Annotated in this window: 21 protein-coding genes; 18 read left to right on the forward strand and 3 right to left on the reverse strand. The window is 28.9% G+C overall.

Features of this window, described 5'->3' with window-relative positions; translation table 11 throughout:
• Positions 1 to 71: 71 nt before the first annotated feature.
• The 10 genes from rimO (at position 72) to ACRC28_RS09325 (ending at position 11,674) form a co-directional block, all read left to right on the forward strand.
• Positions 72 to 1,412, forward strand: coding sequence for a 30S ribosomal protein S12 methylthiotransferase RimO (rimO, locus tag ACRC28_RS09280; RefSeq protein ID WP_438543166.1), 1,341 nt, complete (start codon positions 72 to 74; stop codon positions 1,410 to 1,412).
• Positions 1,396 to 1,986: a CDP-diacylglycerol--glycerol-3-phosphate 3-phosphatidyltransferase gene (gene pgsA / locus ACRC28_RS09285; RefSeq protein ID WP_438543167.1), complete on the forward strand. Its 591-nt coding sequence runs from the start codon at positions 1,396 to 1,398 to the stop codon at positions 1,984 to 1,986. The genes rimO and pgsA overlap by 17 nt, the downstream gene beginning before the upstream one ends.
• 196 nt (positions 1,987 to 2,182) lie before the next feature.
• Positions 2,183 to 3,238 (forward strand): recombinase RecA, encoded by a 1,056-nt coding sequence (recA, locus tag ACRC28_RS09290; RefSeq protein WP_438543168.1) that lies wholly within the window; start codon positions 2,183 to 2,185, stop codon positions 3,236 to 3,238.
• 318 nt (positions 3,239 to 3,556) lie between these two features.
• A complete protein-coding gene (rny, locus tag ACRC28_RS09295) occupies positions 3,557 to 5,095 on the forward strand; it encodes a ribonuclease Y (RefSeq protein ID WP_438543169.1) in 1,539 nt (512 codons plus the stop codon).
• A gap of 257 nt (positions 5,096 to 5,352) precedes the next feature.
• A complete protein-coding gene (locus ACRC28_RS09300) occupies positions 5,353 to 5,613 on the forward strand; it encodes a stage V sporulation protein S (RefSeq protein ID WP_438543170.1) in 261 nt (86 codons plus the stop codon).
• A 192-nt stretch (positions 5,614 to 5,805) separates the two neighbouring features.
• Positions 5,806 to 6,066 (forward strand): HPr family phosphocarrier protein, encoded by a 261-nt coding sequence (locus ACRC28_RS09305; RefSeq protein ID WP_438543171.1) that lies wholly within the window; start codon positions 5,806 to 5,808, stop codon positions 6,064 to 6,066.
• 161 nt (positions 6,067 to 6,227) lie between these two features.
• Positions 6,228 to 7,208 (forward strand): aldo/keto reductase, encoded by a 981-nt coding sequence (locus ACRC28_RS09310; protein ID WP_438543172.1) that lies wholly within the window; start codon positions 6,228 to 6,230, stop codon positions 7,206 to 7,208.
• A gap of 342 nt (positions 7,209 to 7,550) precedes the next feature.
• Positions 7,551 to 8,378 (forward strand): Cof-type HAD-IIB family hydrolase, encoded by an 828-nt coding sequence (locus ACRC28_RS09315; RefSeq protein WP_438543173.1) that lies wholly within the window; start codon positions 7,551 to 7,553, stop codon positions 8,376 to 8,378.
• 146 nt (positions 8,379 to 8,524) lie between these two features.
• Positions 8,525 to 9,955 carry an adenylosuccinate lyase gene (gene purB / locus ACRC28_RS09320; protein WP_438543174.1) on the forward strand — a complete coding sequence of 477 codons (1,431 nt, stop codon included), beginning with the start codon at positions 8,525 to 8,527 and terminating at the stop codon, positions 9,953 to 9,955.
• Positions 9,956 to 10,171: 216 nt separating this feature from the next.
• Entirely contained in the window at positions 10,172 to 11,674 is a 1,503-nt protein-coding gene (locus tag ACRC28_RS09325; RefSeq protein ID WP_438543175.1) for a cobyric acid synthase, read from the forward strand.
• A gap of 68 nt (positions 11,675 to 11,742) precedes the next feature.
• Here ACRC28_RS09325 and ACRC28_RS09330 read toward each other — a convergent pair whose 3' ends face one another.
• Positions 11,743 to 12,117 (reverse strand): hypothetical protein, encoded by a 375-nt coding sequence (locus ACRC28_RS09330; protein WP_438543176.1) that lies wholly within the window; start codon positions 12,115 to 12,117, stop codon positions 11,743 to 11,745.
• Between the two features lie 234 nt (positions 12,118 to 12,351).
• Between ACRC28_RS09330 and ACRC28_RS09335 the strand changes: the two genes are divergently transcribed.
• Genes ACRC28_RS09335 through ACRC28_RS09350 form a run of 4 tightly spaced genes read left to right on the forward strand, consistent with a single transcriptional unit; the run spans position 12,352 to position 16,191 of the window.
• Positions 12,352 to 12,963 carry a DedA family protein gene (locus ACRC28_RS09335; RefSeq protein WP_438543177.1) on the forward strand — a complete coding sequence of 204 codons (612 nt, stop codon included), beginning with the start codon at positions 12,352 to 12,354 and terminating at the stop codon, positions 12,961 to 12,963.
• Between the two features lie 51 nt (positions 12,964 to 13,014).
• Positions 13,015 to 13,308 carry an ATP-dependent Clp protease adaptor ClpS gene (locus tag ACRC28_RS09340; protein WP_438543178.1) on the forward strand — a complete coding sequence of 98 codons (294 nt, stop codon included), beginning with the start codon at positions 13,015 to 13,017 and terminating at the stop codon, positions 13,306 to 13,308.
• Between the two features lie 4 nt (positions 13,309 to 13,312).
• A complete protein-coding gene (locus ACRC28_RS09345; RefSeq protein WP_438543179.1) occupies positions 13,313 to 15,547 on the forward strand; it encodes an AAA family ATPase in 2,235 nt (744 codons plus the stop codon).
• Between the two features lie 29 nt (positions 15,548 to 15,576).
• Positions 15,577 to 16,191, forward strand: coding sequence for a PH domain-containing protein (locus ACRC28_RS09350; RefSeq protein ID WP_438543180.1), 615 nt, complete (start codon positions 15,577 to 15,579; stop codon positions 16,189 to 16,191).
• Positions 16,192 to 16,347: 156 nt separating this feature from the next.
• Here the strand turns inward: ACRC28_RS09350 and ACRC28_RS09355 are convergent, their stop codons facing one another.
• The gene (locus ACRC28_RS09355) at positions 16,348 to 16,587 is read right to left on the reverse strand and encodes a hypothetical protein (RefSeq protein WP_438543181.1); all 240 of its coding nucleotides are present in this window, start codon (positions 16,585 to 16,587) and stop codon (positions 16,348 to 16,350) included.
• A 161-nt stretch (positions 16,588 to 16,748) separates the two neighbouring features.
• Here ACRC28_RS09355 and ACRC28_RS09360 point away from each other — a divergent pair, with 161 nt between their 5' ends.
• From ACRC28_RS09360 to ACRC28_RS09375, 4 genes are all read left to right on the forward strand, one after another.
• On the forward strand, positions 16,749 to 17,564 hold the full coding sequence (locus ACRC28_RS09360; RefSeq protein ID WP_438543182.1) for a pyridoxamine kinase: 816 nt from the start codon (positions 16,749 to 16,751) through the stop codon (positions 17,562 to 17,564).
• Between the two features lie 335 nt (positions 17,565 to 17,899).
• Entirely contained in the window at positions 17,900 to 18,439 is a 540-nt protein-coding gene (locus ACRC28_RS09365) for a hypothetical protein (RefSeq protein WP_438543183.1), read from the forward strand.
• Positions 18,440 to 18,521: 82 nt separating this feature from the next.
• Positions 18,522 to 19,553 carry a DUF6398 domain-containing protein gene (locus ACRC28_RS09370; protein ID WP_438543184.1) on the forward strand — a complete coding sequence of 344 codons (1,032 nt, stop codon included), beginning with the start codon at positions 18,522 to 18,524 and terminating at the stop codon, positions 19,551 to 19,553.
• A gap of 221 nt (positions 19,554 to 19,774) precedes the next feature.
• Positions 19,775 to 19,963, forward strand: a complete 189-nt coding sequence (locus ACRC28_RS09375) for a hypothetical protein (RefSeq protein WP_438543185.1) — start codon at positions 19,775 to 19,777, stop codon at positions 19,961 to 19,963.
• Positions 19,964 to 20,046: 83 nt separating this feature from the next.
• Here the strand turns inward: ACRC28_RS09375 and ACRC28_RS09380 are convergent.
• On the reverse strand, positions 20,047 to 21,321 hold a 1,275-nt coding region (locus ACRC28_RS09380; protein WP_438543186.1), incomplete at its 5' end, for an MFS transporter.

Raw genomic sequence — 21,321 nt, forward strand, 5'->3', positions numbered from 1 at the left:
AAATTACTTGTCATAAAATAAAAAGAGATATACAATAAAATAAGCAAACAGGAACACAGGAGGAAAATGGTTTGGCAAAATATAAAGTAGGAATGGTCAGTTTAGGCTGCGATAAAAACAGAGTAGACTCAGAAATAATGCTTGGTGTTATGAATAAGGTTTATGAAATAACAAATAATCCAACAGAAGCTGACATAATAATCGTTAATACATGTGGATTCATTGAAAAAGCGAAACAAGAATCAATTGATACAATTTTAGAAATGGCAAAATATAAAGAAGACCATAAATGTAAGCTTCTTATTGCAACTGGATGTTTAACTCAAAGATATGGAAAAGAACTTCAAGAGTTAATGCCAGAAATAGATATTATACTTGGTGTAAATGATTATGCTGAGATAGATAAGATGATAGTTAAGTTTATAGATAACAATGAAATCTTAGATGCAGTAAATTATTCAGATCAAAACATAAATGAAGGTATAAGATTACTTACAACAGATAAAAGCACAGCATATTTAAGAATAGCTGAAGGGTGTGATAATTTTTGTACTTACTGCATAATACCTAAAATAAGAGGTAAATTCAGAAGTAGAAAAATGGAAAACATTCTTGAGGAGGCTAATACATTAGTAAACTCAGGAACAAAAGAGATAATTTTAATAGCACAAGATACAACAATGTATGGAAGTGATATATATGGGGAACAAAACCTACATATACTATTAAGAGAACTTTCTAAAATAGAAGGTTTAAAATGGATAAGATTACTTTACTGTTATCCAGAAGAAATTTATCCAGAATTAATAGAGGAAATGAAAGTAAACGAAAAGGTAGTAAAATACTTAGATTTACCAATACAACATATAAGTGATAAAATACTTAAACTTATGGGAAGAAAAACAACTAAAAAAGATATCTTAGATAAGATTGATACTTTAAGAAATGAAGTAGAAGGAATAGTTCTAAGAACATCACTTATTGTAGGATTCCCAAATGAAGGAATAGAAGAATTTAATGAACTTAAAGATTTCTTAATAGAAAAGAAGTTAGATAAAGTTGGAGTATTCAGTTATTCAAGAGAAGAAGGAACACCAGCGGCTATTATGGAAAATCAAGTAGATGAAGAAGTAAAGGCTTTAAGAGAAAAAGAACTTATGCTTGTTCAAGGAAAAGTATCTAAAGAAGTAAATAGAGAAAAAGTTGGGAAAGTTTATGATGTTCTTGTTGAAGGAAAAAATGGAGAATATTATATAGGAAGAAATTACGAAATGGCACCAGATATCGATGGAACAGTATTCTTTAAAAAAGGCTGTGATGATGTTAAAAAAGGTGATTTTGTAAAAGTGAAAATTGAAGACAATGAGGAGTATGATCTAATAGGAGTTGGTATATGTGAATCTTGCAAATAAGCTAACAATAATAAGAATTTTATTAGTTCCAATATTCCTAGTATTTATAATAGTTAAGGGCATACCATATGGAACTTTTATTGCAACGTTCATATTCATTCTTGCATCTATAACAGATAAGTTAGATGGATATATTGCAAGAAGTAGAAATCAAATAACGAATTTTGGAAAGTTTATGGACCCATTAGCAGATAAATTACTAGTAACAGCTGCATTAATATCATTAGTAGAATTAGGGTTTGTTCCAAGTTGGGCAGCAATAATAATTATAGCTAGAGAATTTGCAGTTTCGGGACTAAGAACTCTTGCGGCATCAGAGGGGAAAGTTATAGCAGCAAGTTGGTGGGGAAAAATAAAAACTGTTATCCAAATGATAGCAATAATATTGTTATTGATTGAAGTAAATATTAATACCTCAGCATGGCTTACTACATTTGTAAATAGTAATAGTATAATACACTTTATATTTACAGGGCTTCCAGCAATAATGTTATATTTAGCAGTTATAATAACACTTATTTCAGGGTATGATTACTTTGCAAAAAATAGAGGAGTAATATCAACAAATAAGTAGTTTATTAAAAGAAATAAGAGAATGTCTTAGCTTAAAGACACTCTCTTATTTTATGCATTTATTTAAAATACATAAAATGGAATAAAAGTAAAAAACATATGTATAATATTGATAAATTATGTTGACTATAATAATATGATACTATATACTAATAATTAAGAAGAACGTTTGTTCTATAAGAGGAGGAAATGAATTAATGAGCAATATAGATGTTAATAAATTAAAAGCCATAGAAGCTGCAATGGGACAGATTGAAAAGCAATTTGGTAAAGGTGCAGTAATGAAGCTTGGAGAAAAAGCGACTTTAGACATAGAAGCAATATCAACAGGGTGTTTAGATTTAGATATCGCACTTGGAATTGGTGGAGTACCAAAAGGAAGAATAGTTGAAATATATGGACCAGAAAGTTCAGGTAAAACAACAGTTGCTCTTCACATAGTAGCAGAAACACAAAAAAGAGGCGGAGCAGTAGCATTTATTGATGCAGAGCATGCTTTAGACCCATCATATGCAAGAAACTTAGGAGTAGATACTGAAAGTCTTATAGTTTCACAACCAGATACAGGAGAACAAGCTCTAGAAATAACAGAGGCGTTAGTAAGATCAGGAGCAATAGATACAATTGTAATTGACTCAGTTGCAGCACTTGTACCAAGAGCGGAAATTGAAGGTGAAATGGGAGATTCTCACGTAGGTCTTCAAGCAAGACTTATGTCACAAGCATTAAGAAAGCTTGCAGGAACAATAAATAAAACTAACTGTGTAGCTATATTCATAAACCAACTTAGAGAAAAGGTTGGAGTTATGTTTGGAAGTCCTGAAACAACACCTGGAGGAAGAGCGTTAAAATTCTATTCATCAGTAAGACTAGATGTTAGAAGAATTGACTCTATAAAACAAGGTGAAAACATGGTAGGTAACAGAACAAGAGTTAAGGTTATAAAAAATAAAGTTGCACCACCATTTAGACAAGCGGAATTTGACATTATGTACAACGAAGGTATCTCAAGAGAAGGAAATATTGTAGATGTTGGAGTTAAAGAAAGTATTGTACAAAAAAGTGGAGCTTGGTTCTCTTATGGAGATATAAGATTAGGTCAAGGTAGAGAAAATGCAAAAGGATATTTAAAAGAAAATCCAGAAGTAGCATTAGAAATTGAAAACACAATTAGAGAAAAATATAATCTTCCAATAATGGAAGCTAAATTAGAAGTTGCAGCAGATAAAGCAGCATCTAAAGAAGAAAAATAGAATTTTTTTTGAAAAGCATATTCAAGTGGATATGCTTTTTTTATAGTAAAAATATGATTTAATAAAATGTACAAAAGTGATGAAAAGAATTTTCAAATGATAGCTTTAAGAAAGAAGAAAAAAATAATAGAATAATGGTGTAAAGAGAAGAAAAAAGAAGAAAAGCACTAGAATTTTTCTTTAAATCACTTAACTTGACATAATTTTAATTTTAATATACAATAATAACAAATACTGGTTTATCATATTCAAGAATAACCATGAATGAAATATGACACTGACTATGCTAGTAGAGAATTAGGCTTAGGAGGTGTTATTTTGCAGATTGCAGGTATTATTGGATATATAGTAATATTACTTATCTTAGGAGTAGTAGTATACAAAACAATTCAAATAAAATCAAAAAATAAAATTGAGGCTCTAGAGAAGGAAGCTGAAAAGGTTCTAGAAAATGCTAAAAAGGAAGCGGAATCTACAAAGAAAGAAGCTATCTTAGAAGCTAAAGAAGAGGTTCATAAATTAAGGAATGAACTAGAAAAAGATTCTCGTGAGAGAAGATCAGAAGTTCAAAGACTTGAAAGAAGAGTAATTCAAAGAGAAGAATCTCTTGACAAAAAGAGCGATCTTTTAGAGAAAAGAGAAGAGGTACTTAATAGACGAGTGATTGATGTTCAGAAAATAGAAGATGATGCAAATAATCTTCATTCTAAAAGAAGGGAAGAACTTGAAAGAATAGCTAGTCTTTCTGGAGAGGAAGCAAAAGAAATTCTTTTAGATGAAATAAAGAAAGAGATATCACACGATGCAGCTATGATGATAAAAGAAATTGAAAGCAGAGCGAAGGAAGAGGGCGATAAAAAAGCTCGTGAGATCGTTACAACTGCTATTCAAAGATGTGCTGCCGACCATGTTTCAGAAACAACAGTTCACGTTGTTGCACTGCCAAATGACGAAATGAAGGGTAGAATAATAGGTAGAGAAGGAAGAAACATTAGAACTTTAGAAACTTTAACAGGAGTAGACTTAATAATAGATGATACTCCAGAAGCAGTTATTTTATCTAGCTTTGATCCTATAAGGAGAGAAGTTGCTAGAATGGCACTTGAAAAGTTAATAGTGGATGGAAGAATCCATCCAGCAAGAATCGAAGAAATGGTAATAAAAGCTCAAAAAGAAATAGAAAACAATATTAAAGAAGAAGGAGAACAAGCAACATTAGAAACTGCTGTTCACGGTCTTCACCCAGAGCTTATAAAACTAATTGGAAGATTAAAGTATAGAACTAGCTATGGACAGAATGTATTAAAACATTCTATAGAAGTTTCATATTTAGCTGGATTAATGGCTTCAGAACTAGGTTTAGATGTTACTCTAGCTAGAAGAGCAGGATTATTACACGATATAGGTAAAGTTGTAGATCAAGATCAAGAAGGACCACATGCATTAATAGGTGGTGAACTTGCTAAGAAATACGGCGAATCTAGTGCAGTAGTAAATGCTATATCAGCTCATCATGGAGATGTTGAAATGGAGTGCTTAGAATCAGTCTTAGTTCAAGCAGCGGATGCTATATCTGCAGCTAGACCAGGAGCAAGAAGAGAAACATTAGAGGCATATATTAAAAGATTAGAAAAATTAGAAGAAATTGCAAATTCGTACGAAGGTGTAGAAAAGTCATATGCCATTCAAGCTGGTAGAGAGATTAGAATTATGGTTAAACCAGATCAAGTTGACGATGCAGGAGCTATAGAACTTTCACGTAATATAGTTAAGAGTGTAGAAGAGCAACTAGAATATCCAGGACAAATAAAAATCAGTGTAATTAGGGAAACTAGAGCCATTGATTTTGCGAAATAAGAAAGAGGTTATATTGAATTTTTATTCAGTATAACCTCTTTTAAATTTTACTGTAAAATATTTCATAGATAAACAAAAAAACTTAAGTTTAAGTGATGAAATTTAATTAAAATAGATAAATAAAGGAAAAATGAATAAAATTTTCTTTTTTCGACAAATAAATAAAGGAAATTTGAAATAAATGTAGAATATATATAAAGTACCAGAAGATGGGTATTATAAATAAATTTATTCGTAAAACTAGGGAGGAAATAAAAATGGAAGTACTAAAGGTATCAACTAAATCAAGTCCAAATTCAGTAGCAGGAGCTTTAGCTGCAATAATAAAGGAAAAAAATACTGTAGAAATACAAGCTGTAGGGGCTGGAGCCATAAATCAAGCGATAAAGGCAATTGCAATAGCAAGAGGATTCGTAGCACCAACAGGTAAAGATATAATATGTATACCAGCATTTACAGATATAGAGATTGATGGTGAAGAAAGAACAGCAATAAAATTAATAGTTCAAGTTAGATAAATTAAATTAAAAAGATAGCATAAAAATTTGTTAAAATAATCTAAAGTGAAATGTGAAAAGTATACAAGCGGAAATAATAGGTTTATAATGCAATAAATATATTATGAATAGTTGAAATTATAAATAAAAACGTTTATAATTAAGAAAGTTAATAATAATTAACACAATATTAAGCAAAGAGGTGTATTTCGCATGGTATCTAAAGAGGTTTTAGTAAAAAATGCTACTGGTTTACACGCTAGACCAGCAACTTTATTAGTAAAGAAAGCTTCATCTTTCAAATCAGATGTAAGCATTGAATTCAACGGAAAAAAAGCTAACGTTAAAAGTTTAATCGGAGTTTTATCTTTAGCAGTAACAGCTAACTCAAGTGTAACTGTTATAGCTTCAGGAGACGACGAAGCTGCAGCTGTTGAAGAAATATCAACATTAATCGCTAACTTAGAGGATTAATTAACTTAGAAGGCCTTCATAATTGAAGGTCTTTTATTGTATCTAAAAATAATTAATAGTTACTTCTATTTCACTAAAGCACGTTAGAGTAACTACTTGAATATAAGAAAAATAAATGTAAAAATAAAAGAAGACTATTGCAAAGAGAAAAGGAGAAAAGTATGAAATATAGAGAGTTTGGAAATACAGGATTTAAAATAAGTGAGGTTTCTTTAGGAACTTGGCAATTAGGTTCAAAATGGGGAGATGAATTTAATGAAGAAGTAGCATTAAATACATTAGAAGCAGCATTTAATGAAGGAATAAACTGTTTTGACACAGCAGATATATATCAAAATGGATTAAGCGAAAAAGCTATTGGAAAGTTCATTAAAGGAAAAGAAGATAAAATATTTGTAATTACTAAATGTGGACGTAAGTTAGATCCTCATAATGAAGAAGGGTACAATAGAGAAAACATTAGAGCATTTGTAGAAGCTTCAATAGAGAATATGGATGTAAAAAACTTAGATTTAGTTTTATTACATTGCCCACCATCAGAAGTTTATAAAAAAGATGAAGTATTCAATGCATTAGAAGAATTAAAAACTGAAGGTAAGATAAATGCATATGGAGTAAGTGTTGAAAAAGTAAGTGAGGCTATGGAAGCTTTAAATTATGGAATTTCAGCAGTTGAAATCATATTTAATATGTTTAGATTAAAACCAAGTGAAGAATTCTTTAAAAAGGCAAAAGAAAAGAATGTTGGTATAATTGTAAGAGTACCTCTTGCAAGTGGATTATTAACAGGAAAATATGATGAGAAAACTGTTTTCTCAAAAGAAGACCATAGAAATTATAATAGAAATGGAGAATTCTTCGATAAAGGAGAAACTTTCTCAGGAGTAGATTATAATACTGGAATTAAAGCTAGTAAAGAATTAAAGACTAGATTAAATACTGAAAATTTAGCTATGAAAGCTTTAAAATATATACTTATGTACAATGAAGTTTCAACTGTAATTCCAGGTGCTAGTAGACCAGAGCAGATAAAAAATAATGCAAAAGCTAGTGATATGGAAGATTTCACAAAAGAAGAAATGGATATAGTAAAAGAAATTTATGATAGAGATATAAAAGAATCAGTTCATAAGTTATGGTAGTAATTGGAAATTTAGAATTAAGAATTTAGAATTGTTGAAGAAAACTCGCTGTTGGCGAGTTTTTTTCTTTTTGGAAATAGGAGGGAGAGTTAAGAGTTAAGAGGTAATAAGTAAGAGTTAATAAGTAAGAGTTAAGAGGTAAGGGGTAAGAGTTAATAAGTGAGAGTGAAGAGTTTAGGGGAGGGTTTGGGGACTCAAAATTTGTCTGTTGACAAATTTTATCGTAAGAGAAGTGGAAAGTGGGAAGTGGGAGGTGATAAGGAGGATTGGAAGGTGGGAGGGGGTGGTGTGCTTTACAGAGGGAGTTTTAGGTGCTAGACTGATTTTATAGAGGTGATGATGATGATTAAATTAATTTGTACTGATATGGATGGAACTCTTTTAAATACAGACCATTCTGTGAGTGAAGAAAACAAGCAGGCCTTAAAATATGCTTTGGATAAAGGGGTACATATAGCTATTTCTACTGGTAGACTTTTTACTTCTGCAAATTTTTATGGAAGACTTATAGGGATAAAGACACCTATAATTTCATCAAATGGTTCTTACATAAAGGATGTAGAGAATAATAAGGTTTTATTTAAAAGTCCTCTTTCTTTAGAAGAGGGAAGAGAAATTTATAAGATATTAAAAAAATATGATTTAAGTAGATTTTTTAATACTTGGAATACTGCAATTAGTGATTCTGAGTTTATAAGTAACCATGGATATAAGATTAGTAATGAAGGATGCACAGAGGAAGAAAAAACTAAATTTGTAGTATCTGAAAATGTAGAGGAAGCTTTAGAGAGCTATAATGGAGAAGTTTTAAAGGCTATTTGCATAGATTATTCAAAGGAAAAGCTTGAAGAAGTTAAAAAGGCAAGAAAAGAAATTGAAGATTTAAATAAATATGAAGTAGTTTGTTCAAGTCCTTATAATTTTGAGGTAATGAAAAAAGGAACTTCTAAAGGTTTTGCAGTTAAGAAGTTAGCCGAAATGTTTGATATAAAGAAAGAAGAAATACTTTGTATTGGAGATAGTGAAAATGACCTTTCAATGCTTCAATATGCAGGTGTGGGAGTAGCTATGGGAAATGCTTTAGATTTTGTAAAGGAAAAAGCAGATTTTGTAACTTTAGATAATGACCATGCAGGTGTTGCCAATGCTATTTATGAAATGATAAAGTAAGCTATTTTAATAGGTGAAAAGTATTATTATAAAAATTATAATTTAAAGTTAAAATTTAAAAGAAAAATTATCAAAAAATGAAAAAATGTGATATAATACGAATGAAAAGAATAAAAAATAAAAATATATTCGTATGGAGGTATAATATGAGAAATATTTATAATACACCACTTAACAGTAGATATGCGTCTAAAGAAATGAGCTATATTTTTTCTGATGACATGAAGTTTTCAACATGGAGAAAGCTATGGGTGGCTTTAGCAGAAGGGGAAAAGGAGCTTGGTTTAAATATAACTGAAGAACAGTTAGATGAATTAAGAGCGAATATAGATAACATAAATTATGATGAAGCAATTGCTAAGGAAAAAGAAGTTAGACATGATGTTATGAGTCATGTATATGCATATGGACTACAGTGTCCTAGTGCTAAGGGAATAATCCATTTAGGAGCAACTAGCTGCTATGTAGGAGATAATACAGATGTAATTATCTTAAGAGATGGTTTAGAGCTTGTACGTGATAAGATTGTAACAGTTTTAGATAGATTAAGTAAATTTGCTATGGAATATAAGGATATGCCAACACTTGGGTTTACTCATTTCCAACCAGCTCAATTAACTACAGTAGGTAAGAGAGCTACATTATGGATGCAAGACTTAGTAATGGATATGGAAAACATTGAATTCCTTTTAAGCACTTTAAAATTAAGAGGAGTTAAAGGAACTACAGGAACTCAAGCAAGTTTTATGACTCTTTTTGATGGAGATGAAGAAAAGGTTAAGGAACTAGATAAGATAGTTGCAAAGAAGATGGGATTCTCTACAAGCTATGGAGTAACAGGTCAAACTTACCCAAGAAAGCTTGATTCAATAGTTTTAAATACTTTATCAGAAGTTGCACAAAGTTGTTATAAATTTAGTAATGACTTAAGATTACTTCAAAGTATGAAAGAAATGGAAGAACCATTTGAAAAGCACCAAATAGGATCATCTGCGATGGCATATAAGAGAAATCCTATGAGAAGTGAAAGAATGGGAGCATTAGCAAGATACGTTATAGTTGATGCTTTAAACCCTGCTATAACTGCTTCAACTCAATGGTTTGAAAGAACATTAGATGATTCAGCAAACAAGAGAATAGCTATGGCAGAAGGATTCTTAGCATTAGATGGAGTATTAAATCTTTATATCAACATTTCAGAAAGTATGGTTGTTTATGAAAAGGTAATAAGAGCTCACGTAGATAATGAGTTACCATTTATGGCAACAGAAAACATTATGATGGAAAGTGTTAAAAGAGGTGGAGATAGACAAGAACTTCATGAAAATATAAGAGTTCACTCTATGGAAGCTGCAAAGAGAGTTAAAGGTGAAGGTTTAGATAATGATTTAATTAAGAGAATCATAAATGATAAATCATTTAACTTAAGTGAAAAAGAAATTTTAGATATTATAGACCCTAAATTATTTACAGGAAGAGCATCAAGTCAGGTTGTAGAATTTATAGATGAGTATGTAAATCCAATAGTAGATAAATATAAAGAGGCAGTAGATATAAAAAGTGAAATAAACGTATAATTAAAACAGGAAAAAGGTTCTAAATCAAAGTTTGGTTTAGAACCTTTACTTATTATATGAATAAAAGGAAGTTTTCGATTATTTATATGTAAAAGAAAATAAATATATTACTTAGAATAAGGAAGTACATAAATAAATCTTTAATATAAAAAGAGTAGATGATAAAATAGGAGTATAACATTTAAAATAGAAGATGAAATTGTGGAGATGATAGATTTGAAAGATAAAATAATGATAGTAGGAACAAGAGAAAAGGTTGGAAAAAGTCTAATTAGTATGTGTATAGGTAAATTTTTAAAAGAGAAAAGTATAAAGGTTATTCCTTTTAAAACATTTGATATAGATAATAAAGTTATTTCAATTGGAGAAGACTTAAAAATAGGATATAAAGAAAGCTTAAAAATGGATGCATTAGAATGTGAAAAAAGTGTATTTAATAATCCAATTGTTATAGAAAAAAACAAGAATAAAGCTAAGGTTTATGTAAATGGAAAAAGTTATGCAAAGGCTGAAGAGTTTGACTATAAAAAGTTAAGATTAGATTTTGAAGAATTTATGGATAATGCTTTTGAAGAGATAAAAGGTGAAGGCTTTACATTAATTGAAGGCTTTGGTGAATGCTTAGAGTATGTGGAACGTGAAGAGGAGTTCTTAAACTTTAATTTTGCTAAAAAGGTTCAATCAGACATAATTTTAGTTAGTGATTTTGAAGATAACAATACATTTGCAAACATTTATGGAACTCTTTCATTAGTAACTAAGGATGATAGAAAAAGAATAAAAGGAATTATTATAAATAACTATGATGGAGATATGGAGTATTTAAATAAAGGACTTTCAAAGCTTGAAAAAAGATTAAAGATTCCTTTCTTAGGAGTTATGCCAAACATAAACACAGATATTTTAACAGCAGAAGATTATGGAAAGAATTATAGATTTGATAAGAAAGGCGATTTAATAATTGGAGTTGTTAAAACACCAGGACTTTCTCATGTATCAGATTTCTATCCTTTTGAAGATGAAAAAGAAGTTAAAATGACTTTAATTGAAAAGCCAGAGCATATTGATGATGTTGACTTTATAGTTATGCCAGGCAGTAAAAATACTTTAAAGGACTTAGAATTTTTAAAGAAAACAGGATTAGATAAAAAGATTATAGAAGGTGCAGAAAAAGGAAAGACAGTAATGGGAATCTGTGGAGGTTTTCAAATACTAGGAGAAGAGATTGAAGATCTTTATAGCATTGAAAATAAAGGAGCTAAGGAAAAAGGTTTAGGATTAATACCTCTTAAAACAACATATGATTTTGTAAATAAAACAACAATAGCAAAGGGAAATGTTTGTAATATGACAAATAGCCTAAAATCTTTATCAGGAATAAAAATTTATGGATATGAATCTATAGAAGGTGATAGCGATATGCTTGAAGGTTCAGAAGCATTTATGGTAGATAAAATGAATAATATTATTGGATTATCTAATAAAGAAGGAAATGTTTTTGGAACATTTATGCACGGTATTTTTGAAAGTAAAGAGTTTAGACAAGGCTTATTAAAAATATTAAAAGAAAAGCATGGTGTTGTAACAAGCAATAAAGGTTTAGAAGAAAAATCTTTCAAAGAATATAAGGAAAAAAGATTTGAAGAATTTTATAATATCTTTAAAGAAAATATAGACTTAGAAAAATTAAATAAAGTTTTAAATGGTGAAGAAGTTTAAAAAATAAAAAAAGCCACATAAAAGGATTAAAAGAAGTATGAATTAGTCCTTTATGTGGCTTTTGTTTTTTATTGTGAAATTAAAGCTTCATGGAAGGCTTCAGAAATTCCAAGCCAAGCTCTGAAGTTTGTAAGTCCAATATTAGAATTTGAATCTAAATTATTTAAAATATCCTCTACTTTTTCGATGTGATCTAAAATTATTTGGAAATTAGAATAATTTTGTTCTTTACCATAAATATGATTTTTTAAAATATCTAAGTAAACAAAATGAATTAAAACATCCTCTGAATAATATTCTTTTTTTACATCAAATCCTAAATTGCTTATTGAATTAGATATTAAGAAGTCGATAGAATTATCATTTTCTAATAATTCATGAAGAGCTTTTCTTTCAATAATGTTACTCTTGTTAGCAATGCTCTTTAAATTTGAAATTCCCATAAATAATACACCCCTTTACGTTACTCTCATCATTTTCATAGGTTTTATACTTCTTATATATATTTATTCTAGGAAAAATAAGTAAATCCTTCATAAAAAATACAAATTATAAAAAGTTTAAAAAAAGAGGGAAAAATTAAAATAAATTAAAAAAAATAAATTTATTTTAGCAAAGTAGAAATATAAAAAGAAAAAAAGAATAATTATAATAAAGAAGTTAAAAAGGGGAGAAAGATGTTTGAAGAAATAGTAAGTATATTAAATATATGTTTTAGTAATTTTGGACTTCTTGGAATTTTTATAATTATTAGCATTGAACATACTTCAATGCCAATATCAAGTGAATTAGCACTCTTATTTTTAGGAGTATTAATATATATAAAGATGTTTTCTTATTTAGAGGTAATAATAATAACTATTATAGCGGGGCTTATAGGGTCAAGTGTAGCTTATTACTTTGGATATTTTGGACGTGGAAAAATATATAGCTTATCAAATAAAAAATATACAGGAGTAAAAGCCTTATTACAAGAGTTTGAGTTTTGGGAAAGGAAATGTGGAAGGTATGCTTTAGTAGTATGCAGAATACTTCCTATGACAAGAAAGTTTATATCAGTTTGGGCAGGACTTCAAAAGGTTAAATTTATAGATTTTTTAGTGTATTCATTTTTAGGAATTACTATATGGAATACAAGCTTTATAATAGGGGGATATTTTTTAACAGAAAAAATTCACTCAATAGAAGGTATATTAAATAAATGTTATACAATAGGATGTGTATCCATAGCTTTTACATTTGTATATTTCTATTTTAAAAATAAAAAGAGATTAAATAAAAAAATATAGTATAATTGTGTTAAAGAATATTATTTAAAGGTTAGACATGGAGGACAGAAAATGGAAGAAAGCTTAAAGCCTATAGAAAAAATTAAGTTTAAAAAACCTAAGAAGTACAATGCAATTATGTACAATGATGATTTTACTACAATGGAGTTTGTTGTTTTTATTTTAAGAGACATATTTAAGAAAAATGATATAGAAGCAAATAAAATAATGTTAGATGTTCATAATAAAGGAAGAGGTATTGCAGGAACCTACAGCTATGATATAGCTATGACAAAGGTAAACACTGCTTTAAGGTTTGCAAAAGAATATGACTATCCTTTTAAGATGACAGTAGAAGAGGTTTAAAATTATGAGATTAGAAGACATATTAAATGAAATGATTTTAGAAATATTTTTAGAAGCTAAAAAGAAAAAATATGAGTATATAACTCCTGAAATGTTACTTTTGAAAATTTTAGAAAGTGATGTTTTAGAAGAGTTTATAAAAGAGAAAAATATCAATATAGAAGAAATAAAAAAAGAATTAGAAGAATATATAGAGGAAAACAATGAAGAAGTAGAAGAAGCTAGTATAGCAGTTGAAAGCTATATGTTTACTAAATTATTATCTTATGCAGGAGTTATGACAGAAAGCAGTGGAAATAGTGTATTAAAGCTTGAGCATATAGTAGGAGCTTTCTATGAGCTTAAGGAATCCTTTTCTTTATATATATTAGAAAGCAACAATATTAAAAAAAGAGAAATCTTAATTTATTTATTAAATAGAACAGGTAATGAAGAAGAGTTAGAAGAAGAAATATTAGAAGAAGGCGAATTTGAAGAAGAGTTTAAAGAAGAAGCTGAAGGGATAAAAAAAGAAAAAAAGAGAAATATAGATAAATATTCTGAAGAGCTTGTAGAAAAAGGAAAAAATAATCTTCTTGACCCAGTTATAGGAAGAGAAAAAGAAATAGCTAGAACTATTCAAGTCCTTTTAAGAAGAAATAAAAACAATCCAATTCACATAGGTGAAGCAGGAGTTGGTAAAACATCTATAGTTAGAGGGCTTGCAAATCTTATTTCTTCTGGAAATGTTCCAGAGAGATTTAAGAATTCAAAAATATTTTCATTAGATATGGGAGGAATGCTTGCAGGGGCTAAGTACAGAGGAGACTTTGAAGAAAGAATAAAATCTGTTTTAAAAGATGTAGAGAAAAATGAAAATCCAATAGTATATATTGATGAAATTCATAATATTATAGGTGCAGGTGCACTTGGTGGAAGTAATTTAGATGCATCAAGTATATTTAAACCATATCTTCAAGAAGGAAATATAAGATTTATAGGTTCAACAACCTTTGATGAATATAAGAAATACTTTGAAAAAGATAAGGCACTTCAAAGAAGATTCCAAACTATTGAAATAAAGGAATCAACAGAAGAAGAAGCAATAGAGATTTTAAAAGGCTTAAAAGAAAAGTTTGAAGAATACCACAATGTTTCATATACAGAAGAAGCATTAGTAGAATCAGTAAAGCTTACAAATAAATTTATAAATGATAGATATCTTCCAGATAAGGCTATTGATATTATAGATGAAGCTGGTGCATTAAGTGCAATGACAGAAGGAAAGAAAGTCATAGGAAAAAGAGAGATTGAAGAAACAATTTCTAAAATCGTAAGTATTCCAAAAGAAGTTGTTGAAAAAGATGAATTTGAAAGAATAAAAGGACTTAAAAATGCATTAGAAAGTAAAATATTTGGTCAAGAAGAGGCTATAAATAAGCTTTGCAAGGCTATAAATCTTTCAAAGGCAGGACTTAAGGATGAAGATAAACCAGTTGCATCCCTTCTTTTTGTTGGTCAAACAGGAGTAGGTAAAACTGAAATTGCAAAGGTATTAAGTGATGAAATGAACTTAAAGCTTTTAAGATTTGACATGAGTGAATATGGAGAAAAGCATTCAGCAGCTAAGCTTATAGGAACACCACCAGGGTATGTAGGATATGAAGATGGTGGACTTTTAACAGATGCAATTTATAAAAATCCAAATGCAGTTCTTCTTTTAGATGAAATAGAAAAGGCTCATGGAGACGTGTTTGATACATTACTTCAAGTTATGGATTATGGAAGCCTTTCAGACAACAAGGGAAGACGTGTAAGCTTTAGAAATGTAATTATAATAATGACATCAAATGCAGGAGCTAGAAATATAGGAAAGCCTTTAGTTGGTTTCTTAGAAAGAGAAATAAAAAGTGATTCTGTATTTGAAGAAGTTAAAAAAGTATTTTCACCAGAGTTTAGAAATAGATTAGATGAAGTAATAAAATTTAATCCTATTGATGAAAAGGTAGGAAAGCTTATAGCTAAAAAAGAATTAATTAAGCTAGAAAATAAAATCAAAGAAAAAAATATAGAAGTAGTTATGTGCTACGATAGCTTAATTGAAGGAATTTTAGAAAAAGCTAAAATAAAAGAGTTTGGTGGACGTGATATAGTTAAGGTTGTAAATAGAGAATTAAAGCCAATTCTTGCAGAAAAAATATTATTTTCTAAAAAAGATAAATTAAGCATTTATTATATGAATAGTTTTATAGTAGAATAATATAAAAGAGGATTAAGGGGGAGTTTAAAATGTTTGGAAAAATGGCAGCAGATGCACTTGGATTATCAGATATAGGAAAGGTAATAGATCCTAGTGATTTCAATAAGGTAGAATCGGATGATTATATATTACATGAAGATGGGGAAAAAATATTTTTTCTTATAAAATCAAAATCAGATGAATACTGTTTTACAAATAGAGCATTAATTCATGTAGATGGAGCTAATGCGGTAAGTAAAAAAAGAAATCTTTACAGATATGAGTATTATTTAAATGAAATAAGCAATGTAAGCTTAGAAACAGCAGGAAATATTGATTTAGATGTAGAAATAAAGTTTGGAATAGGTGACAGAGGATTTTCTATAGATGTAGATAAAAAGCAGTTAGAAAGATTAAAGGACCTTTATAAAAGTCTTTTAAGAATAGAAATGATTCAAAGAGACAATAAACTTATAATGAATATTAATAGAGACGCATTAAAACGTGCAGAAGAAGTTTTTGCAGGTGATAAAATTTCAAGCACAGATATAGCAAAAGACTTTAAAGAAATAACAGAGTTTTCAAGTAAGTGGATTATAGATAGTATTAAAAATAATACAGTAAGAGATTTTGCACAAGTATTTGAATTATATATAAATAATTAAAAGCGTAGTTGTTTCAAAAAAATGATAGCAAAAAACCCAGGTAGAGAAGTTTGATTCTACTTGGGTTTTAATTTAAGTTGAAAACTTATATAAAATTGTAAAATACAAGATTAAAGTTTATAGGCTATCTATTTTAAGATAGCTTTTTAATAACTTCTAGTAATTTTCACCACATGAAGCAATGCTTTCTTTTTTATCAGAACTACAAGGAGTTACTGCATAAGTAATACCACAGTGTGGGCAATTTTGAACTAAAGTATCCATTTGAAATTCTTTACCACAAGAACATTCTATTGTATGTACAACTTTTGTAGGCATAGAGTCAAACCCTTTACTTCTTACTAAATCACATATTTTCTTTCCATCACCATTAGTGCTTCCGCATCCACAAGCCATAAAAACACCTCCTAAATAAATTGAATTTAAATATAGTATAACCCTTTTAAAAGAAAAAATCCGTATCATTTGTTACAGAAAAAGTGTATCGGTACTTTTTAAAGAATAAGAATTTTATGATAAAATTTAAAATGGAAATTTTAAATAGCGGGGGAATAAATATGGATAATATAGCTTTAATAAATGATATTTCAGGAGTGGGGAAATGCTCACTTACAGCATCGATACCAGTATTTTCATATTTTGAAATAGAATCATATCCTATAATAACAGCAATTTTATCGAATCAAACAGGTTTTAAAGACTTTTCTTTTTTCGATTTTACTCCACATATGGAAGGGTATATGGATGTTTGGGAAAAAGAAAAGCGAAAATTTAATTATATATACACAGGGTTTTTAGGTTCGATAAATCAAATAGATATAATAAGAAATTTTATATTAAAAAATAAAGAAGCCTTTGTTATTGTAGACCCTATAATGGGAGACAATGAGAAGGTTTATAGTACATATTCTAAAGAGATGTGCAGAAAAATGAAGGAGCTTATAAGATATTCTAGTTTAATAACGCCAAATATAACAGAAGCAAAAATTCTTACAGACAGAACTTTAGGAAAAGAAATAAGCTTAGAGGAAGGAAGCTTTATTTTAAGAGAACTTAGTGAGCTTGGTCCTAAGATAGTAGTTTTAACTGGAATAATAAAAGGAAATGAAATAATAAATATGGCATATGATAAAGAAAAGGATAAGGTTTATATAGCTAAAGAAAAATATTATCCATATTCTTTTAGTGGAACAGGAGATTTATTTACATCAGTATTAACAAGTTTAATCATAAGAAAAATAAATTTAAAAGAAGCATTAGAAATTTCAAGTAAGTTTATAAGAAGAGCTATTGAAGAAACAATAAAAAATGAGTTTGACACAAGAGAAGGTGTAAAGTTTTATAAGGTATTAAAGGAAATAGATGTTGATTAAATAAAAAATAGAAGTTAATTTATAGAATAGAAAAAATTACAAAGCATAATGAAGAGGAAATTAGACAAACTATTACTAGATAGCTAAATATTTTACTAATGAAAGGATGTTTTGTATGGGAAGAAAAAAAACTTATGAAGAAGATTTAGAGATGAAAAAAGTAAAAAGTTATAAAAAGAAATATGAAAACAAAAACACATATCTAGAAAATTCAGATAATATAAGAAAAGGATAAGGCATAAAAAGACTTGAACAAGATAAAGTTCAAGTCTTTAACTTTTTAAAGCATATAAGATAGGAAAAGGCAATATACATATCTTGAGGTGATGAAAGGTATGGAGGAAGTAAAAGAAAAAAAGAAGTTCAATAAAAAGAATATTATATTAATCGGAATTATAAGCATTTGTATGGTACTAATTTTAATAACAGCAGTTAACTTAATTTTCCCAAGTAATGAACTTAGTAAAACAGATAAAACTGCTGCAGAAAATGTAATTAAAAATTTCATTAGTGAAATAAATGAAAAAAAGGATAATGATTACAAGGAATTTATGATAGAGGGATGGGAAAATAAAGATATTAAACCTCTCTTTTTAGGTGGACATGAATTGGAAAAAGTAGAATTAATAGAAATAAAGAATGATAAATATGTTCAGTATATTAGTGCATATATTGAGAAAAAGAAAAGAGCAGGGGTAGATGTAGAAGGAAAGAAGTATGCTTCCTTTACAACAAAAATAAAGCATACCTATAAGGAAAAATCAAAATATAAGAATGAAGAAAAAGAAATTGTATTTTTGATGGAAAAGGAAAAAGAAGGGTGGAAAATAATAACTTTTGCAACAAAGGGTATAATTGACTCATTAATTAAATAGTGAAAAATTTTAGATTTTAGGGTATAATAGTTTAATGTGGTTTAATTTAAGGATTAAACGAATAAACTATTAGGAGGATTAAATGGTTAAGGATTTAAACATACCCGTAGAATTAGAAGCTAGAGTAAAAGAAATTACTGATATGTTAATAGAGTTTGGTACTAAGGTTTTAGACGATTCATATAATGAAAAGTTTTTAAAACTAACTGAAGCTATAGCAAACTGTGAAGACTTAGCATTAAATAGAGGAAAGACAGGTACATGGGCGGCTGGTACTGCACATAGTATATTCTTTATAAATGATACATTATCAAAAAAAGGAATCCACATGGATGAACTTGCTGATTTCTTCTCAGTATCAGAAGGAACTATAGGGACAAAGTCTCGTGAAATAAGAAAAGCACTTTCTATACAGAAAGACTCTGTTGAATGGAAAGTAAATGAAGAGAAAAAAGAAGAAACAAAGGTAGAAACTAAAGAGAGCAATGTAGTAGAATTATTTAATAAAGCCTTAAAAAATGAAAACATAGAAGAAGGGCAAAAAGAAATAAAAGTCTGTTTAGACATGCTAAAGGTAAACTTAGGAGAAGATTATTTCAAAGAAAATAATGGTAATATTGGAGTATCTGCAGAAGGAGATTTCTTATTATCAGTACAAGCAACTCTTTCAGCATATGAGTTTGCACTTGGAAACTACAAAGAAAGTTTTGAACTTGAAAAGGAGCTTTTAGAGTTCAATGTAGCAGATACTAAAAATGTTAGACATTCTTTAATATTTAGAGCATTACTTGTAAAAGAGTATGGATATGTTAAAGAACTATTTGAAAGATTTAAAGATGATGAGTCAGTATTCTTTAAGTATGCAAGAGTATTATATTCATTAGCACTTGGAGACAGAGGAGCTGCTAGAAAGTGGCTTAAAAAAGCTGTAAAGCATAACTTTATGGTTATGGAAATTCTTTATGGTGGAAGAGAAGTATGTGATGATGAAATAGTATACTATGAAAAAGGTAGTATAGAAGAAGCAACATTATGTATGGAATTCAGTTTACCACTTTGGACAGATAAGAAAACATCAAGTTGGGTTGTTACTGCTATAAAAAAGGTTAAATAGTTAAGAGTGAAGAATTAAAAATGAAGAGTTAGTGGGACTTGAAAGAGAGTCTTTGGGAAACTCAAAATTTATCGGTGATAAATTTTATCGTAAGATTAGTTTTTAGTTTGAAATTGAATGATAGAGTTCTTTTAAGACGTAAGTCTTGAGAGGGCTCTTTTTTTATTGAAAATTTAAAATTAAAAATTTAGAATTAGGGAGACTTGCAAGCAAGTCATGGGATGTTAAGTGATGAAATAAGGGAAATGTACTTAAAAAAAGAAGGAAGAGAAGAAGGCGATTTAAAAAGAGCTAGAATTGGAATAATGAATATGTTGTTAAATGGTATGAATAAAGAGTCAATTTCAAAGATGCTTGAGGTGGAAATGAAGCTAGTTGATGAAGTTGCAAGGGAAGTAGTTGAAAAATAAAAAAAGATTGGCATCGCCAATCTTTTCTTATTTTCCAAAACTCGCGTTAGCGAGTTTTTTCCTTCATTCTTCATTTTTCATTTCTAATTTTTAATCAACTTATCTTTTTTAGGTAGTAGTAAAGCAATTATAAGTGCTATTACTGCTATTATTGTTAATGTTAAGAACATTTTAGAAAATCCTGAGTTTATTGTTTGTTGATATACTCTTTCTATTGTTAAGTGAAGTTTATCAATGGATGTCATGTAGCTTTCTTTCATTGAAGCTATTGTATTTGCTTTCATATGTGCTGGCATTCCGTGTAGGTTTTCTGCAAGCTTTGGTGCCATTGCATTAAATTGATTTGACACAAAGTTTTTAACTACATCAAAGATTGTTGTAACATTTGCATTTTGGAATGAGTTTAACATGGCTTGGCTGTGTACTCCTGATGCCATACTTGAAGCTGAAGCTCCTGGAATGGCTGGAAGTACATGCATAAGCTTACCTGCTACATTTGAACCTGCAGCTGAAATAAATCCAACTAGAAGGTTTGGTGATAAAGCAACACCAAGTGATCTTATTAAAGATAGTGTTGATTGTGCTGACCCAATTTCTTCTTTAGGTACTGATGATTGAATTACATAGTTTAATGGAGTACCCATAGTGAATCCAACTCCAAGTCCCATAAATGCTAAACCTATAACAAGTGGGATAATGCTTAATGTTTTAGGAACAACTAATGCTAAAAGAAGAGTTCCTATTATTGTTGAAGAGAATCCAAATATAAGTACAAGCTTTGGTGAGAACTTATCTATAAGTTTTCCTCCAAATGGTGCTGTAAGTCCTGAGAATAAAGCCATGAAGGTTACAAAATATCCTCCAGAACCGAGTTTTAGTTTAAGTACATTACTACAGAATTGAGGTAAGAATACAACAACCATTAATCCTGCACCAACTAAGAAGGCAATTATAAATACTGAAACAAGTTCATGTCTTTTAAAGTATTTAAGATTTATAACAGGGTCTACTGCACGTGATTCTACAAAAATAAGTATTGGTAATAGTATTATAGCTAAAATTAAATAAGGTAAACATTTGTATGAGAAGAAACTGTCTTTTAAGTTTACGAAATTTAAGTTTGTTATAAACAACATAAGTGAAACTATAAATAAACCAGAGATTACGCTACCTGAAATGTCAAGTTTCTTTCTTTCAAGTTGAATTTTTTCAGTTTTAGTCATAACTAATACAATAAGAACAACTATACATATAGGAACATTTATAAAGAATAATAAATCCCAGTGTGAACCACCAAAAGTATCTAATATAAATGAACCAATAGATGGACCAATTAATGTAGCAATACCATTGATACC

The sequence above is a fragment of the Clostridium sp. genome (genome assembly GCF_051650885.1).
Lineage (GTDB): Bacteria > Bacillota > Clostridia > Clostridiales > Clostridiaceae > Clostridium.

Bases quoted from the DNA above. Each gene is read 5' to 3' on its own strand.
- ACRC28_RS09305 (WP_438543171.1), top strand. From the start codon at position 5,806: ATGGTATCTAAAGAGGTTTTAGTAAAAAATGCTACTGGTTTACACGCT.
- ACRC28_RS09340 (WP_438543178.1), top strand. From the start codon at position 13,015: ATGGAAGAAAGCTTAAAGCCTATAGAAAAAATTAAGTTTAAAAAACCT.
- ACRC28_RS09375 (WP_438543185.1), top strand. From the start codon at position 19,775: ATGTTAAGTGATGAAATAAGGGAAATGTACTTAAAAAAAGAAGGAAGA.
- ACRC28_RS09335 (WP_438543177.1), top strand. From the start codon at position 12,352: ATGTTTGAAGAAATAGTAAGTATATTAAATATATGTTTTAGTAATTTT.
- ACRC28_RS09345 (WP_438543179.1), top strand. From the start codon at position 13,313: ATGAGATTAGAAGACATATTAAATGAAATGATTTTAGAAATATTTTTA.
- recA (WP_438543168.1), top strand. From the start codon at position 2,183: ATGAGCAATATAGATGTTAATAAATTAAAAGCCATAGAAGCTGCAATG.
- ACRC28_RS09330 (WP_438543176.1), bottom strand. From the start codon at position 12,117: ATGGGAATTTCAAATTTAAAGAGCATTGCTAACAAGAGTAACATTATT.
- ACRC28_RS09350 (WP_438543180.1), top strand. From the start codon at position 15,577: ATGTTTGGAAAAATGGCAGCAGATGCACTTGGATTATCAGATATAGGA.
- ACRC28_RS09300 (WP_438543170.1), top strand. From the start codon at position 5,353: ATGGAAGTACTAAAGGTATCAACTAAATCAAGTCCAAATTCAGTAGCA.
- ACRC28_RS09315 (WP_438543173.1), top strand. From the start codon at position 7,551: ATGATTAAATTAATTTGTACTGATATGGATGGAACTCTTTTAAATACA.
- purB (WP_438543174.1), top strand. From the start codon at position 8,525: ATGAGAAATATTTATAATACACCACTTAACAGTAGATATGCGTCTAAA.
- ACRC28_RS09370 (WP_438543184.1), top strand. From the start codon at position 18,522: ATGGTTAAGGATTTAAACATACCCGTAGAATTAGAAGCTAGAGTAAAA.
- ACRC28_RS09355 (WP_438543181.1), bottom strand. From the start codon at position 16,587: ATGGCTTGTGGATGCGGAAGCACTAATGGTGATGGAAAGAAAATATGT.
- ACRC28_RS09360 (WP_438543182.1), top strand. From the start codon at position 16,749: ATGGATAATATAGCTTTAATAAATGATATTTCAGGAGTGGGGAAATGC.
- ACRC28_RS09310 (WP_438543172.1), top strand. From the start codon at position 6,228: ATGAAATATAGAGAGTTTGGAAATACAGGATTTAAAATAAGTGAGGTT.
- ACRC28_RS09365 (WP_438543183.1), top strand. From the start codon at position 17,900: ATGGAGGAAGTAAAAGAAAAAAAGAAGTTCAATAAAAAGAATATTATA.